Below are 15,735 nucleotides of genomic sequence, written 5' to 3'. Positions count from 1 at the left end.
TAATGAAAAAATACGTCGCAGCCGCGTTGACGATCGGGATCGCAATCGGGCCTGCCTCGGCTCTTGATGCAGGTGTAGGCGGCAATGTTGGCGGTGCCGGGGTCGGTGCTGGAGTGAGTGCCGGTTCGCAAGGCGTATCTGTGGGGGTGGGCACGAGCGTCGACGGTGTAGGCGGAGCAAGCGTTGGAGCTTCGGTCGGCGCAGATGACGGCTCAGTCGACGCAAGCGTTAGTGCCAGCGGCACCGTAGGTGACACAGGCGGAGGGATTTCGACGGATGTCGGTGTGGGCGACGATCCAGCCGCCGAAAACGAATCGGTTACCGCTCCCGGTAGTCCGGCCGCAGCCACCACAGCCACTGCCTCTCCCAAGACCGCCAGGCAATCGATCGTCCTGCCACCCGTCCTCCTGCCCTCTAAACCTGGTGACGGTGGGTCCGAGCGGGTCACCAAGGGCTATCCCGCTGAGTTTCTGGCACCGCTGAAAGCGAAAACCGGTACGCCAGCCGCAGTGGTGCGCGCCTGCCGCGCGGCGATCGTGTCCGCTGCGACGCCGCTTGGCGCCGTCCGTGTCCACGCGGTAAGCGCAGGTGCCTTGCGTCAACGTCGAGGCGCACTCACGGCGCCGATCGAGGTGCGAATAGACTACGCTAGACAAGGTGGCATCGAAGTCCGGCAGGCGCAAGTCAGTTGTCGCCTCGATGCGTCGGGCAGGGTCACTGCAATAATATAGCAGCCAAGCCTGTAAGAGGGACACACGGCGCTTAGCCGAGGTCGCTCGTGTTGGCTCGGTGATCAACCAGCGCCCGCGAGTGTGAGTTTCCTAGCCTCGACCTGTGGCCGCGCGCGCGTGCGTACTGGTCGCAAGACCTATCAAGAAGCGGACTCGCTGATATCGGAACAATCCTGACGAAGCATCGGCAGCCTTTGTCCCTAGACGGTGCGCCTGCCGTGCCCAAGCCCTCTTGGCGCACCGCCCAGGTGATCGTCATGACCAATGACAACCATGCTGTCCCCCGGTCGTCGGGTTGGGCAGGAACGGCTTGCGAACGCCGCGACATCGTCCATCTCGCGCGTCCCTTCATGGCATGCCTTGCAGGTAGTCACTTCCCGCCCTTCGGTCGCCACTTGCCATCGAACAGACCCGTGGCGGCACGTGGTCGATGTCGACGCCGCGAGCCGATCCGGCACAATAGATGCAGAACGGCTGCTGGCTGCGTAACTTCTGGCTCAGGCTCACGATGTTGGGTTCCAACTTCTCTGACGGGGATTGTTAGGGCCTCGCCAGTGGGAAACGAAGGGCGCGCGGGGGGCCTCGCGCGAGCCAGTTATCCGATCACCCGCCCAGATTTTTGTATCAAACATTCTGGCCCCCTTAAGGAACAAATCCGCTCGAGGTGCAGTTCGGTCCTTTTAAGATGTAGGCCCGAATGTGGTTGAAATCGATAAAGCCAAACAGAAGGTTATTGCCAAAGTTGTGCGGCACTGGATCACCTCAGAGGTAATCCGCAATTACCTTCGCAACCTGCTAAATCTGCCTGTAGAATGGGAGCTGCCGGCTGAGCAAAGGTATTTGCTGGAGGAACTTGATAGGGCCGACAAAGAGTGACGTATGGCTCTCCACTGGTTCAACCCTCCGGTCCCCGTCAAGACCGAGCGTCCCGGGATCATCCGCAACGTCAACAACGCCGAGAAAGCCGGCGAGGAGCTGATGAAGTGGACCAAGCGTGGCCCTTGCTGGGACCTCGCGGTGCGCGTTTGCATGGCCGTGATTTTCGACGAGATGGAACCTGAGGAGGCCCGCAAGGCATTCCTGGCTGCTGCAAAAGAGGAGGGGACATTACTCCCCCAATGAGAACTAGCTAAATTGGATGCGGTATAAGCTTCTAGGTGTCTATTACCAACACCGCCTTCGCGCGAAAGGAGCCCGCCGCCAGTGAGGGAGAGGCGACGGACCCCCCCACAGCGGCTGCACATCCACGAAGAATCCCGCTGCCACCTCTAAACCCGCGAGGGCCTACATCGTTCCCTTAGCTGCGGCTAAAGCGGGGTTGGTCGGCGGGCTCTTGCCGCTCTAAGTTCCCCCTTATGGGTCCTCTCTGGTTCTCTCCACCGGTCTACGTGAAGACGAAACGTCCGGGCATTCGCAATGGGGTCAGCCACGTCGAGGGAGCCGCCGAGGAGCTCATGGGGTGGGACACAAAGGGCCCGAAGTGGACCAAGGCTGTCCAATCCTGCGTCGATGCATTCGAGGGCAAATCCTCCCCCCAAGAGGTCCGTGAAGCCTTCGAGGCGGCTGCCAAGGAGGCCAACGTGTATCTCTCCCCTGACTAGGAGGTATCATGGCAACCCATTGGTTCGTCCCTCCGGTGTTCGTGAAGACTGAAACCGGTGTCAGGCATGGCTGCAACAATGCGAGGGCAGCCCTTGAGCAGCTCAAAACGTGGACCCGGAGAGGACCCTGCTGGCATAAGGCGGTGACGCTGTGCCTGTCAGATCTGGAGGGCGATTCGATTGACCCTCAGGTGGTGCGAAAGGCCTTTGAGGCTGCCGCAAAGGAGGCCAAGATGTATCTCTCCCCTGAGTAGGAGGTGTCGTGGCAACCCATTGGTTCTCCCCTCCGGTGTACGTCAAGACCGACCGACCTGGGGTCACCTACGGGTGTAACAATGTCGAGGGTGCCGCCGAGGAACTCCTGAAGTGGATCAAGATGGGACCTAAGTGGAGGAAGGCTGTGCAACTATGCATCGACGCCGTCGAGGATCGGGCGACCCCGGAGGAGGCCCGTAAGGCCTTCGGGGCTGCTGCTAAGGAGGAGGGGATGTTCGTGCGAAACGTTGAATGTCGCGAACTGGCGCAAATTAGTTCCCACCTGAGCGTAGAAGAAGATCCATGTACGACGGGTACATCCCATGACATTGTATGGTGTAGCAACGCTGATCGCGTCTGTGCCGACCGGCGGACGGTTGCAGCACGTTTCGTATGCTGATTGTCGCGATGGCGAGCGGCATGAATTTCGGAAGGGATATGAGAGCCAACACTTCAGGATCTCCCGGCGATGAGGCGCACTCTACCCGCAGCAGAATCAAAGAGGTCGCGGCCGAGTTCTATGTCCTGCGCGGCCACGATGGTTTCAGCTTCGGCGATATAGCGACGGCAATCGGCACGACGCGCGCCAACATCCATCATCACTTCGGCAACAAGCGTCAGCTGATGGAGGAATTGATCGCGGACTTCGCCGCCAACGCCGAGGCCCGCATCAAGCGCTTCTGGACGACCCCCGATATCCGGTTCTTCGACCGTCTCGATATGCAGCTCGAGGATCTGCGCCGCTTCTATGAACGTTTCAACGCTGAGACGGGAGCCCGCAATATGTGGAGCCCGCTTTCGCGCCTTCGCCACGACCTCCCAGTTCTCGGCGAACCAGCCGAACATGCCCTGGAGCGTGTCAACCGGGTCTATGAACAGAGCCTACGCCATGCGGTGGACCAGGCTGTGAAGGATGGAGAACTTTCTCCCGACACGCTCAGGGACGAACTCGTGCACATGCTGCGCATTACCCTTCTGTCCTGTCCACCGATGACGCAGGACACCGGAAGCTTCGACGAGGTCGCTAGGACCTTCGCAGCACTGGCGGCGATCATCCGCGCAGCTTGGCAGGATGCGGGGAAGGGCTCGCGCCGAGGCTAGACATCCAGTGGATCAAAGCGAGGGCGAGTTGACAGATGTTAGCCTCCGGGTTACTTACTTACAGGTAAGTCAGCCCGTGGCGGCGACGAGGCGCGTACAAGGGAGGATCACGTGCTACGCGATGACGAATTCACCCGTTTCGAGGTCAGCCCCTTCACTGGAGCGCTCGGTGCAGAAATCCGCGGGATCGATCTGGCGGGCGCGAGCGAGGATGCTTTCGAAGACGTTCGCCGCGCGCTCTACCAGTATCATGCGCTCGCCGTGCGCGATCAGGAGCTTGACGCCGCTGGCGTCCACAAGGTCGCGCGCCGGTTCGGGCCATTTAGCGGCAATCCGGTGCACACGCCGATCGACGGCTTCGACGATATCGTGCGCTTCGTGCGCGAGCCGGACGACACGGGCAAGGTGATCGGCGAGGACTGGCACATGGACCTCGCCTGGCTACCAAAGCCGCCAGGCATTACGATCCTCTACGGTGAAGAGGTGCCGCCGGTCGGCGGCGACACATGCTTCTCAAGCCTCGAGAAGGCATATGACTCGCTTTCGCCGCGGCTGGTCGAAATCCTGCAAGGGCTGACGGGCGTCCATAGCGGCCGCGGGGTCTTCGCCATCAACGCGGCCCACAGTCGGCTGGGCGTCAAGGCCGATGTCGAGGCGATCGAGAATGCCGTCGTCGAGCACCCTGTGATCTGTCGGCACCCCGAGACTGGCCGGCGCTATGTCTTCGTCAGCAGCGTGATGACCAATTTTAAGGGGATGACGGAGGAAGAAAGCAAGCCGATGATCGACTTCCTGATGGCGCGGGCTGTCCGGCCCGAGTTCAACTGCAGGCTGCGTTGGGAACCGAAGACGCTCGGCATGTGGAACAATCCCCACGTCCTGCACACTGCCATCAACGATTATCCCGGATATCGCCGGGTGATGTACCGAACGACGGTGGAGGGCACCGTTCCACTTGCCGCCAGGGACGGCTGACGCGCAACCGCTCAGGGAGGAGCAATGGCATTTGGTTCCGAGGCGTCCGTCGGCCACAGAGGGGAAGGGGCGGCGGAAGCGGCTGGCGAGACCAAGAGGCGGCGCTTCGCGTTTTCGCCTGCCTATCTCTATGCGACGCCCGTGCACCTCCTGGTGCTTGGGATCATCGTGCTGCCCTCCATCTTCGTCCTGTGGCTGAGTTTCGAGGCCTCGTCATTCGGCCAATCGGCAAGCTTCGTTGGGCTCGATAACTATATCCGCGTCCTCACCGATCCATATTTTTGGGGTTCGATCTGGAACACGGTCCTCGTCGTCGCCGTCGCGGTTCATATCGAACTTCTGCTCGGTCTCGGCCTGGCTCTGCTTTTCGCCTCCGGGCTTCCCTTCCAGCGTGTCATGCTCGTCGTGGTGCTCGCTCCTTACGCTATCAGCGAGGTGACGGCGGTCGCAATGTGGCGCTTCCTGTTCGATCCAGACGTCGGGCCGATCACGCTGATGCTGCGATACACCGGGCTGCCGACGCTCGACTGGACGTTCATCCCTTCCCATGGCCTCATCCTCGTCGGCCTGCTGACAATCTGGCTGCACCTGCCATTCACATTCATCATTCTCTATGCGGCACGGCTCGCGGTTCCGAAGGAGCTCTACGAGGCTGGGCGCACCGACGGGGCCAACGCGTTCCAGCTCTTCCGCAACATCACGCTACCGCTTCTGGCGCCAGCGATCCTGATCGCGCTGCTCTTCCGCTACATCTTCGCCTTCCGCCTCTTTTCCGAGGTCTGGCTCCTGACCCAGGGCGGCCCGGCGCGCACGACCGAGGTCGTTTCCGTTTATCTCTATCAGGAAGGCTTCCGCTACAACTCGTTCGGCACGGCGGCCGCGACGGCGTGGATGATGGTCGTCATCTCGCTGCTGCTTGCGACTGGCTATGTATGGCGGCTGCGCAAGGAATCCGTGGCCAATGCGTTCTAAGCGTCTCGCCATCGGTGCCGGAAAGACGCTCGCTGTTGCGGCAATCGTCGTCTGGTCGCTGTTTCCGATCGGTTTCATCGTGCTCTCGTCGTTCAAACCCGGTCGCGAGATTTTCGCGGTTCCACCGGAGCTCTTCTTCGAACCGACCTTCGAGCACTACGCCTCGCTGTGGCAGCGCTGGCCGGCCTTTTTCGACGGGCTCGTCAACAGCCTGGTCATCACCACCGGGGCGACGGCGCTTGCCGTCATGGCAAGTCTGCTCGCCGGTTTTGCCTACTCGCGCTATCGAGGCGTCCGTTTCCTGGAGGGATCAGTGATGTTTCTGATCGGATCGCGGCTGATCCCGCCGATCGTCGTGACGCTGCCACTGTTCCCGGTCGTCAATCGGCTCGGGCTCAACGACACCCATCTGGTGCTGATCCTGCTCTACGCGACCTTCTTCGTCTCGCTCGGCACGCTCCTGATGCGCACGTTCATTGACCAGGTACCGCGCGAACTCGACGAGGCGGCCGTCCTCGATGGCGCGCGGCCGCTGACGATCCTTGTGAAGATCATCTTGCCGCTCGTAGCGCCCGGCATGCTCGCCGTCGCCGTCTTCGTCGTCGTCTTCGCGTGGAACGAGTTTCTGTTCGCCTATATCTTTACCGCCAACCACGCCAAGACCGCGCCTCTGGTCCTTTCGGAGATGATCAGTTCGATCGATGGCGTCGACTGGGGCGTGCTCTTTGCTGCCTCTACCGTCCAATTGCTGCCGGTTCTCGTCTTCGTGGTCCTGATGAACCGGTTTCTCGTCGCCGGATTGACCGCCGGCGCGACCAAGGGGTGACGACGTCACCGAGAAAGGGAGGAAGACAATGCCTTTGCACATGACACGCAGAGCCCTGCTGACGACGGCGATGGCCGCCGGCGCGACGGGTGCCTTGGGTCGGTTGGCCCATGCCCAGGTAAAGACGCTGAACGTGCTTTGCCATCGCGTCCACCAAGCCAACCTGACGACCGGCGCCGCTGGCAATGTCATCAAGCCCTGGGAGGACAAGAACAATGCCCAGATATCCTGGACCACGCTCGACAGCAATCCGCTCCAGGACCGGCTATTCCGGGAGGCGAGCCTGAGCGAGACCGATTTCAACGTCGGCTATGTCATCGACAACCGCATGACGTCGCAGATCGCCTCGCTGTTCGAGCCGCTAGACGATCTCCGGAAAGCCGAGCCGATCGAGGATTTCGACGATATCGCCGAGGGCCTGCGCCAGTCGATGACCGTCGGCGGCAAGCTCGTCGGCGTTCCGGTGCGCCATGCTACGCAGGGGCTTTTCTACAACGAGGAGCTGCTTCAGGAGGCCGGCATTTCGGCGCCACCGAACACGCTGGAGGAGCTGGTCGAGCAGGCGAAGAAGCTGACCTTCACCTCCAGGTCCGGCACGCCCGTCGTCGGCATGATCCTTGCGAGTGACCTCGCCGTCTTCCCGGTCATGTTCGCCCGCGCCTTCGGCGGCGATTTCATCGACAAGCAGTTCAAGGTGGTCCCCGATCCGGAGGCGATGGAAAAAGGCCTGTCCGTGCTTGCCGACCTCTTCAAGGCCGGCGCGCTGCCCCGCAGCTATGCCACAACGCGCAACGACGACATGGTGACGTGGATGCAGCAGGGGCGCGCTGCCTTCGCGGTGCTGCCTTTCGCCCGCTACGCGCAGCTCAACAACAAGGAACAGTCGACCGCACCGGGAAAGATCAAGGCGATCGAGTTCCCCGGCTCCAAAACCCTCGGCAGCGGTCACGAAATGCATCCGGTCGTCGAATCCTGGGCGATGGCCATTCCCGCCAATTCGACGGACAAGAAGCTCTCCTGGAGCTACATCCGCTTCGTAGCGAGCAAGGCCGCCACACTCGACATGGCGCGCAACGGCAATGGCCCCGTCCGCACCTCGACCTATGCCGAGCCGTCGTTCGCCGGGTCGCTGCCGCAGGCGAAGGTCGAGGCTGCCGCGCTCGCCAAAGCGCGACCGGCCTTCCCGGCTTTTCCCGAAGCCGCTCGCGCTCAGTCGACGTTTCTCGAGGAGGTTCAGCTCGCAGTCCTCGGTCGCAAGAGCCCGAAGGAAGCGGTCGCCGCCATTGTCGATCGCGTCAAGCCGCTGATGCCAGCGTAATCGTACGGGCCACGTCGCCAAGTCGCCTGGTACTTGCCAGGCGACCAACCGGCGAGGATCAGCACGGTCGTAAAGTGGTCGTCGGGTGAGGCGATGTTCCATGGACCTGAATTCGATCGCGCGAGCTCAGGACTGCCTGGCAGTGCGCTGGCGCAGATAGCAGGTTCATCGCACCGCCGCCGATATCCCACTACGCGGCATAGGCAATGGCCGCTGACCGTCGGCGACTCCCCATGATCGAGGTAGATGCCATGATGCCGCTTGTCGGCACGCATGGCGTACTGACTCTGTAGATGCTTTCGAGCGGCGCCGGGACGCTTATCGCCTGCTATTTCATGTGGTGCACGGGATGCCCCCTCGGGGGGACGTAATCAACCTTCGAACTTGCCAGCCTGTAACTTTCTGACCAGGCCGACCAGCTGATCCAGATCCGCGCGTGTAAGCGCAAGCATCTCGGCAGGGGGCTTGTGATATTCCCTTGTCAATTCCTCAATGGTTGCAGCACCCTTGGCCGTAAGCTTGACAAGTTTGACACGGCGATCGCTTGGCGACGGAACACGTGCGGCGAGCCCCGCCTGCTCCAACCGATCGGTCAGCCAGGTTGCCGTCGAAGGGTCGCAGTGCCATTGAGCGGCCAATGCGCCGATCGGCTTGCCCGCATCTTTGTCGAGCGTGAAGAGGGCGCGCGAGTCGTTGGGCGTCAGGCCCAATTTCCGCTGGATCTCCAACCGGTCCGGCGCGGACCGGATCAGGAAATCAAACATCAGGCGCCATGCCTCGGTGGCGTGCTGCAAGCGATCTTGGCTCGGTCTCATTCCACGCTCCTTCGTAACTTGACACATATTTGGACTAATCATATGATTTGATCAATCAAAATGTTTTTGTGGTCAAACCAATGAGAGGAGATCCGAGATGACCAATACCACGGTTCTCGTCGTCGGCGGCGGCCTGAACGGTCTGACGGCGGCCGCCCTTTTGGCTCACAACGACCTTGCGTGTGTCCTCGTCGAGCGTCATCCCGACACGTCAATCCAGTACAAGTTTGCCGGCATCTCCCCGCGCAGCATGGAGAGCTTCCGAAGCCTCGGCCTCGAAGAGGAGATTCGTACAAATCGGACGGGGGACCAGCAGGCAGGCGCTATTGCGCGCGCCAGGAGTCTCGCCGATCCGGAGATTCAATGGGGCGGACCGGCGTGGCCGGATGCAAGTGCCCTCAGCCCCACGCAACCGGCGACGTGTGATCAGCACGTCCTGGAACCGATTCTGCGCCGCTACGCCGAGCGGAACGGTGCAGACGTGCGTTTTAGCACGGAGCTGGTGACTTTCGATCAGGACGAGACCGTCGTCCGCGCGGAAATTCGCGATATCGCGACCTGCGCAAAGGAGGTCATCTCGGCCGACTATCTGATCGTCGCGGACGGTGCGAACGGTTCCCTGCGAGAGAGGCTGGAGATCAGCCGCAGCGGGGCAGGCGGCCTTCAGAACTGGATGAATGTAGTCTTTGACACGGACATGCCTCCGACGATACGCGGCAAGCGCTTCACGTCGTGCTTCGTGACGGACCTCAACGGGACCTTCACGCCCAGGGAGGGTGGACGATGGCTTCTGGCGCTCCAGTACTTTCCCGAAAAGGGCGAGAAACCCCAGAATTTTGATGAAGCCAAGTGCAGGGAACTGATCATACGAGGTGCGGGCCGGTCGGACATCACGACGAGGCTTGTCGATGCGCGCTCCTGGGAAGTGGCCGCCCTCACAGCGCGCCAATTCCGCCGAGGCCGCGCGTTTCTTGTGGGGGATGCCGCACATGTGATGCCCCCAACAGGCGCTTTCGGTGGCAATTCAGGTATCCACGACGCCCATAACCTTGCCTGGAAGCTTGCGATGGTAGCACGCGGGCATGCCGATCCCTCGTTGCTGGATAGCTATGACATGGAGCGCCGGCCGGTCATCGAGGCTACGTTGGCGCAAGCGCTCGCCCGCCTACAGAAATGGTTCGACGATCCGTCGAAGCGGTTGCCTCCTCCTGTTGCGATCGTCGAGGATTACGACGTGGTATTTGGCCAACGCTACACTGCAGGCATCGTGGCTCGGGAATCCACACCGGACGATCACCCGTTCCAAAAATCCGCCAAGCTGTCGGGTCGCCCTGGCACGCGTTTACCGCATTTCGCGGTCGGGCGCGCCGGCCAGCGGATTTCGAGTCTCGATTTGTGCGATCGCGATCTTCTTCTCCTCTGCGCCGACGAAGCATGGTGTCAGGCCGCTGACGCCGTAAGCCAACGCCTCCGTATGCCGCTGACCTGCCACGCCTTGGGGGCCAATGGGGATCTGATTGACTTGGACCATCGGTGGCCTTCCGCGCTCGGGGTTGAAAGCGGCGGTGCTGTCTTGGTCAGGCCGGACGGCTTTGTCGCGTGGCGGTCAATGCACGGTGTGCCTGATCGCGTACAGGTGCTGATCGAAACACTTGACGGGTTTGGTTTCCGCACGCAGGCACACGAACACCATCGGTGAGCGGCGGGAGAGCGGATGCCTCCTGCGTTCTGGCACGCCGATGTCGTCGCCGGGAATGCGGGCGATGCCAAGGGCGCAGACGGCCAGCGCACGAAGCCCGGCCGCTACGACTTCCTTGCCGATCCCATCGCCTGGAATGGCCGCGATTCTATAGCTTCGCATTGGTCCGGTCCTCCCCTTGTGGTGCTAAACTCCCATGGACCATCGTGCTGGCCGTTGGCAGTCGAGACCGAATGTCGCGGTTACGGCAAATGGTTGATCAAACCGTTCAGCAGGAGCAGCAACGCCCCAGCGACGACAGCCGCGGCCGCGTCGTCCAGCATAATGCCGGCCCCACCCCTTACCTTGTCATGCATGATACGGATGGGCCAAGGCTTGACGACGTCGAAAAACCGGAAAGCAAGGAAGCCTGCTGCCCACCAGAGTGGGTCGATCGGAAGCATGGAAAGTGTCGCGGCGGCGCCGAAGGTCTCATCGATGACGACGATCTGCGGATCCTCCGTCCCGGTACGGGAGATAACATGCGATGACGCCCATACGCCAACGGCGAACAGGGCCGCATAGGCAAGCACGGTCAGCCAAGGCGATGCAGGTATCAGAGCTGCGGCAACAGCCACTCCAACCATTGCGCCCGCCGTGCCCGGCCATATTGGAGATAATCCCGCGCCGACAGAGGTCGCGAGCAGGTAGGCGAACTTGGGTGGAAATTCATGCATCGATTCTCGGCCGGCTTCCCACGGATCGCAAGCAATCATAGTCACATCGTTCGGGTGCTGCCGCCAGACCGCCGTTCGATTTGCTCCGTCAGCTTTGGCGAGCGCCTTAATCCGCCGGCCGCATCCGCCAAAAAGAAATCGCTGTTGCGGCGGGTTGAGAACGTTGCTGAGCCAGTTCTCCGTCTGCGTTGACCAAGTCGAACGGTGGCGACGGTGGAACAAACCCGCAAATTGCTGGTAAAGCTCGGTGAAACGACATCATCAGAGGAGCCGCCATGATCGCCGGTCTCATGAAAAGTCGCATCGACCCGCTATGGGAGCAGGCCGCTTCTCCGCTGATCGGGATCGGCATGACGCCGAACCAGGTTACGGCCAGCGGGCTCGTGCTCGTCGCTTTGTCGTCGGCCGCCTATGTCTATCACCATTCAAGTCTTGCCTTTGGCCTTTGCCTGGCGTTTGCCTTCACCTTCGACGCGCTGGACGGTGCGGTCGCCCGCCGGACAAATATGAGCACCAAGGCCGGTGGCTATTTCGACGCCGTCGTCGACCGTTATCAAGAATTGGCCGTCTTTGCGGCTATCGGCTGGGTCGCCGATCTGTGGGCGATCGCAATGTTCGCGTTCGCCGGCGGGATCCTGACCAGTTACGCCAAGGCGCGGACGGCGCTGGAAATCCCTGTGAAAAACCACGGTTGGCCGGATTTCTTCGAGCGGATGGAACGTCTGGTGTTCATTTGCGTGCTGCTCGCCACGGACGGAGTCGCGACCGCCATGGGCGCGGCTTCGCCCTGGATTCTGGCGGGCGGGTTCGCGCTGTACGCAGTGCTGGCCAACGCCACAGCGCTGCAACGGATCAGTCGCGCATTTGCGATGCTTAAACGAGCCGACGGCAACCAGCCGTGAGACCGCAAGAACGCTCGCATTCAGCCTCATGTGAGGCTATATACTGCTTCATATGAATGGGAAGCAGAGATGTTAGCATTTGGAAATATAGCCGACGTGCTGGGGCTGTCGCCCAAGGAAACGGCTGCACGGTCCCCATTCGGGCTGATGGCTCGAATTGAAGGCGGATTGCCCATCGGCGCGCTCGAACGCGTCTCACAATTGCTGGCACCGGACGATGCCCAATTCAAATACCGCCTTGTTCCAAAGGCAACCTATGAACGTCGCAAGAGGGGCGCTCTTCGACTGTCTTCGGAGGAGGGCATGCGGGTGGCACGGGTGGCTCGTGCATGGGACTTGGCCCTCGACGTCTGGAAGATCGAAGATGAGGCTCGTGACTTTCTATTTCGACCTCATCCCATGCTGGAAGACCGACGCCCGATCGAAATGGTCATCCAAAACGAGATCGGCGCCGAGCTGGTGATCGATATCCTTGCAGGCCTGAAATACGGCACTGCCGCTTGACGGCGCAGATACTCGATCGGACGCTGCCGTGCTTCAGGATCGGCGATCCTGCCGGCATCTATCCGTTCTTTGACGCGACGGGCTCGACGATCGCGCCCGGCCGCTGGAACACGCCTGGCAGCCCAGTGATTTACACCAGCGAGCACTACTCGACAGCGTTGCTGGAAAAGCTGGTGCACGGCAGCGGCAGACTGCCGCCCAACCAGCACTACGTCCACATCATGGTTCCGCGCGGGCTAAGCTACGAGATATTTTCGCAGCCGTCGCTGCCGGGGTGGGATATGATGCCGGCAAAGGTGAGCAAGGAATTCGGCGAGACGTGGTATATCGAGCGCCGCAGCGCGATCTTGATCGTGCCAAGCGTCGTGGCTCGTCTCGACAACAACGTGTTGATCAATCCGACCCATCCGGAGTTTGCCTTGATCACAGCCAGCCTGCATCAACCCGTATATTGGGACAGTCGCCTGTTCGGCTCCTGAGCAGGTCAGGAGGGGCAGGTTCCTGCCTGCGGCGTCGATTGTTCAAACTCGTCAGCGCCAGGCCAAGCCTGGGGCGACATGGGTCAGAATCGCCTCGATGACATGGGCGTTGTAGTCGACCCCGAGCTGGTTGGGGACGGTAAGCAGCAGCGTATCGGCCTCCGCGATGGCTTCGTCGCCCTTTAGCTGCTCGATGAGGATGTCCGGCTCGGCGGCATAGGAGCGGCCGAAGACGGCGCGCCTGTCTGCCTCGATGTAACCGAACTGATCTCCGCTCTCATTGCCGCCGAAATAGGCGCGGTCGCGATCGTCGACCAAGGCAAAAATGCTCCGGCTGACCGACACCCGCGGCTCGCGCGTGTGTCCGGCCGTCTTCCAGGCCTCACGAAAAGCCCGGATCTGTTCGGCCTGCTGGATGTGAAACGGCTTTCCGCCTTCATCGAATTTGAGCGTGGAACTCTGCAGGTTCATCCCCAGCTTCGCCGCCCATTCCGCCGTGGCGTTGGTGGCGGCGCCCCACCAGATGCGGTCGCGCAGGCCCTCCGAGTGTGGTTCAACGCGAAGCAGGCCGGGCGGGTTGGGAAACATCGGCCGCGGATTGGGCTGCGCAAAGCCTTTGCCCAGCAACACTTCGAGCAGCACTCCGGTGTGTCTGCGGGCCATGTCGGCATCGCTCTCGCCCTCTTGCGGGGCGTAGCCGAAGTAGCGCCATCCCTCGATCACCTGCTCCGGCGAGCCGCGGCTGATGCCCAGCTGCAGACGCCCTCCGGCGATTAGGTCGGCGGCGCCGGCGTCCTCGGCCATGTAGAGCGGGTTCTCATAGCGCATGTCGATCACCGCCGTGCCGATCTCGATTCGGCTGGTCTTCGCCCCAACCGCCGCCAGCAGCGGGAAGGGCGAGGCGAGCTGGCGCGCGAAGTGATGCACGCGGAAATACGCGCCGTCCGCACCCAGCTCCTCGGCCGCGACGGCCAGGTCGACGGACTGCAAAAGCGCGTCGGATGCCGTCCGCGTCTGCGATTGCGGCGAGGGCGTCCAATGCCCGAACGAGAGGAAACCAATCTTCTTCATGAGAACCAGCCTAAAGGGGAGCCAGGTGCAGACTATGCTGCGGCGCGCAGCAAAGCATCGCAAAATCGGTGCCGATGATCGCCTGCCTTGACGCGCAAAGCTTGAATCGGCGGTTGTTGATCAACGATGCCGACCGTGCCGAGCTGCCGTCGGACGCGAGTCTAGGAAGGTGCCGCGAACGCGAGCAATATCGCGATGAGGATCAACAGCGGTCCCATCCATTTGAAGCGAGTCCCAAAGTTGGTCCACCATGCTTGCTGCTGGCCGGGGCGAGCTTGGAACGGGTCCGCGAGAAATCCGAAGCCGACGCCAGCCATCCACAACCCGGCGCAGAACATGATGAACTCGTCGATGTATTCCGCGACCACTCTTCGAAACTTTCGAATTTATGCCGCCGCTACATGCGCCGAATTCGAGCCGATATAGTTACGGATCGTTTCGATGATCCGGTCCTGGTCAGCCTCGCTCAGATAGGGATGCATCGGCAGGCACAGGATGCGCTTCGGCAACTCTTCCGAAACGGCAAGGCCGGTCGGCGTGCGCGGATAATCGCGATAGGCAATCTGGCTGTGCAGCGGTTTCACATAGTAGATGACCGACGGAATGCCCTTTTCACCGAGATGTGCCTTGAGCCCGTCGCGTTTCGGCGTTTCGATGGCGTATTGCGCCCAGGCCGAGCGGCCGCCGCCCAGATTGCGCGCCGCCTTGACGATATCGCCGAGACCTTCGGCATAGCGATTGGCGACCGCTTGCCGCGCCACCATCTCGTCTTCGAGGATGGCCAGCTTCTCGATCAGGATCGCCGCCTGAAGCGTGTCGAGCCGTGAATTGATGCCGACGCGGACATTGTCGTATTGCGTTTCGCCCTTTCCGTGAAAGGCGAACGAGCGCAGCTGTTCGGCCAGCGCATCGTCATTGGTGAACATCGCACCGCCGTCGCCATAGCAGCCAAGCGGCTTTGCCGGATAGAAGCTGGTCGAGCCGACGGTGCCGAACGAGCCGCACATCTTGCCGTGAGCCGAGCCGCCGGTCGCCTGCGCCGCATCCTCGATGACCATCAGGCCTTCGCGATCGGCGATGGCCATGATCGCCTCGTAATCGGCGGCGAGGCCGAACAGGTCTACGGGAATGATTGCCTTCGGCCTCAGCCGGCCCTCCGCCTTGATCATGGCGATTGCCGCCTCGAGGCTGGCGATGTCGATATTGTAGCTGTCGGCATCGACGTCGACGAACACCGGTTCGGCCCTGGTCAGCGCCACCACTTCGGCCGTGGCGGCGAAGGTGAAGCTCGGCACGAACACCGCGTCGCCCGGGCCGATGCCGGCGGCAAACAGCGGCAGCAGCAGCGCATCGGTGCCGTTGGCGCAAGCGACCACATGCTTGGTGCCGATATAGGCGGCGAGCTTGTTTTCGAATTCGGTGACCTGCGGCCCCAGAATATAGCGGCCTTCGTCGACGACGCGGTCGATTGCCGCCTTCAGCCTGTCGCGGATGCGTTCGCGCTGCGCGCCAAGATCGATGAACTGCATGTCGGCCTCAAACGGTTTTAGCCAGATAACCGGCCGCTGGTAGCAGACTTGGCACGGCCGAGAAAGCCGCAGGGCAAAACCCTGAATTGCTCAAGTGTCGCAGCCTGTTACCTCTGATTTCCGATCTGCCCTCTTAAACGCGGGGAAATCCGGGCTTCGGCCGGCCTGATACAGGCTTCGCATCCCGCCCGCCAGGCTGGACGAAACATAAAGTGATCGCCGGTGAGCAGTCCATGGGCTG

General features: G+C 61.6%; 19 protein-coding genes. 14 read left to right on the top strand and 5 right to left on the bottom strand.

What is annotated here, in order from left to right:
* Positions 1-2: 2 nt before the first annotated feature.
* From NKI17_RS09945 to NKI17_RS09900, 10 genes are all read left to right on the top strand, one after another.
* The gene (locus NKI17_RS09945; protein WP_352569927.1) at positions 3-731 is read left to right on the top strand and encodes a hypothetical protein; all 729 of its coding nucleotides are present in this window, start codon (positions 3-5) and stop codon (positions 729-731) included.
* Between the two features lie 879 nt (positions 732-1,610).
* The gene (locus NKI17_RS09940; RefSeq protein WP_352503357.1) at positions 1,611-1,853 is read left to right on the top strand and encodes a DUF982 domain-containing protein; all 243 of its coding nucleotides are present in this window, start codon (positions 1,611-1,613) and stop codon (positions 1,851-1,853) included.
* A 266-nt stretch (positions 1,854-2,119) separates the two neighbouring features.
* On the top strand, positions 2,120-2,332 hold the full coding sequence (locus NKI17_RS09935; RefSeq protein WP_352905802.1) for a DUF982 domain-containing protein: 213 nt from the start codon (positions 2,120-2,122) through the stop codon (positions 2,330-2,332).
* Between the two features lie 8 nt (positions 2,333-2,340).
* Complete coding sequence (locus tag NKI17_RS09930; protein ID WP_352496211.1) at positions 2,341-2,586, top strand: DUF982 domain-containing protein; 246 nt, start codon at positions 2,341-2,343, stop codon at positions 2,584-2,586.
* Positions 2,587-2,594: 8 nt separating this feature from the next.
* Positions 2,595-2,987, top strand: a complete 393-nt coding sequence (locus NKI17_RS09925; RefSeq protein ID WP_352569925.1) for a DUF982 domain-containing protein — start codon at positions 2,595-2,597, stop codon at positions 2,985-2,987.
* Positions 2,988-3,025: 38 nt separating this feature from the next.
* Entirely contained in the window at positions 3,026-3,688 is a 663-nt protein-coding gene (locus tag NKI17_RS09920; RefSeq protein ID WP_352569923.1) for a TetR/AcrR family transcriptional regulator, read from the top strand.
* A gap of 111 nt (positions 3,689-3,799) precedes the next feature.
* Complete coding sequence (locus tag NKI17_RS09915; RefSeq protein WP_352569922.1) at positions 3,800-4,663, top strand: TauD/TfdA dioxygenase family protein; 864 nt, start codon at positions 3,800-3,802, stop codon at positions 4,661-4,663.
* Between the two features lie 24 nt (positions 4,664-4,687).
* The gene (locus tag NKI17_RS09910) at positions 4,688-5,635 is read left to right on the top strand and encodes a carbohydrate ABC transporter permease (protein WP_352569921.1); all 948 of its coding nucleotides are present in this window, start codon (positions 4,688-4,690) and stop codon (positions 5,633-5,635) included.
* On the top strand, positions 5,625-6,461 hold the full coding sequence (locus NKI17_RS09905; protein ID WP_352905799.1) for a carbohydrate ABC transporter permease: 837 nt from the start codon (positions 5,625-5,627) through the stop codon (positions 6,459-6,461). The genes NKI17_RS09910 and NKI17_RS09905 overlap by 11 nt, the downstream gene beginning before the upstream one ends.
* A 28-nt stretch (positions 6,462-6,489) precedes the next feature.
* On the top strand, positions 6,490-7,779 hold the full coding sequence (locus NKI17_RS09900; RefSeq protein WP_352905797.1) for an ABC transporter substrate-binding protein: 1,290 nt from the start codon (positions 6,490-6,492) through the stop codon (positions 7,777-7,779).
* A gap of 371 nt (positions 7,780-8,150) precedes the next feature.
* Here NKI17_RS09900 and NKI17_RS09895 read toward each other — a convergent pair whose 3' ends face one another.
* Positions 8,151-8,594 (bottom strand): MarR family winged helix-turn-helix transcriptional regulator, encoded by a 444-nt coding sequence (locus NKI17_RS09895; RefSeq protein ID WP_352905795.1) that lies wholly within the window; start codon positions 8,592-8,594, stop codon positions 8,151-8,153.
* 97 nt (positions 8,595-8,691) lie between these two features.
* Between NKI17_RS09895 and NKI17_RS09890 the strand changes: the two genes are divergently transcribed.
* Positions 8,692-10,293, top strand: a complete 1,602-nt coding sequence (locus NKI17_RS09890) for an FAD-dependent monooxygenase (protein WP_352905794.1) — start codon at positions 8,692-8,694, stop codon at positions 10,291-10,293.
* Positions 10,294-10,535: 242 nt separating this feature from the next.
* Here NKI17_RS09890 and NKI17_RS09885 read toward each other — a convergent pair whose 3' ends face one another.
* Complete coding sequence (locus tag NKI17_RS09885; protein WP_352905792.1) at positions 10,536-11,231, bottom strand: phosphatidylglycerophosphatase A family protein; 696 nt, start codon at positions 11,229-11,231, stop codon at positions 10,536-10,538.
* Between the two features lie 53 nt (positions 11,232-11,284).
* Between NKI17_RS09885 and NKI17_RS09880 the strand changes: the two genes are divergently transcribed.
* From NKI17_RS09880 to NKI17_RS09870, 3 genes are all read left to right on the top strand, one after another.
* A complete protein-coding gene (locus NKI17_RS09880) occupies positions 11,285-11,911 on the top strand; it encodes a CDP-alcohol phosphatidyltransferase family protein (protein WP_352905790.1) in 627 nt (208 codons plus the stop codon).
* Positions 11,912-11,980: 69 nt separating this feature from the next.
* Entirely contained in the window at positions 11,981-12,415 is a 435-nt protein-coding gene (locus tag NKI17_RS09875) for an antitoxin Xre-like helix-turn-helix domain-containing protein (RefSeq protein WP_352905873.1), read from the top strand.
* Complete coding sequence (locus NKI17_RS09870; protein WP_352905788.1) at positions 12,412-12,894, top strand: RES family NAD+ phosphorylase; 483 nt, start codon at positions 12,412-12,414, stop codon at positions 12,892-12,894. The genes NKI17_RS09875 and NKI17_RS09870 overlap by 4 nt, the downstream gene beginning before the upstream one ends.
* Positions 12,895-12,945: 51 nt before the next feature.
* On the opposite strand, the gene NKI17_RS09865 is transcribed toward NKI17_RS09870, so the two are convergent.
* From NKI17_RS09865 to NKI17_RS09855, 3 genes are all read right to left on the bottom strand, one after another.
* Positions 12,946-13,965, bottom strand: coding sequence for an LLM class flavin-dependent oxidoreductase (locus NKI17_RS09865; protein ID WP_352645761.1), 1,020 nt, complete (start codon positions 13,963-13,965; stop codon positions 12,946-12,948).
* Between the two features lie 161 nt (positions 13,966-14,126).
* Positions 14,127-14,333: a hypothetical protein gene (locus tag NKI17_RS09860; RefSeq protein ID WP_352576853.1), complete on the bottom strand. Its 207-nt coding sequence runs from the start codon at positions 14,331-14,333 to the stop codon at positions 14,127-14,129.
* Between the two features lie 18 nt (positions 14,334-14,351).
* Positions 14,352-15,494, bottom strand: coding sequence for a DegT/DnrJ/EryC1/StrS family aminotransferase (locus NKI17_RS09855; RefSeq protein ID WP_352905786.1), 1,143 nt, complete (start codon positions 15,492-15,494; stop codon positions 14,352-14,354).
* Between the last annotated feature and the right edge of the window lie 241 nt (positions 15,495-15,735).

Origin of the sequence: Mesorhizobium sp. M0816 (assembly GCF_040320005.1) — a bacterium.
Lineage (GTDB): Bacteria > Pseudomonadota > Alphaproteobacteria > Rhizobiales > Rhizobiaceae > Mesorhizobium.
Note: the sequence above shows the minus strand (reverse complement) of the source record. Positions and strands in the feature narration are given on the sequence as shown.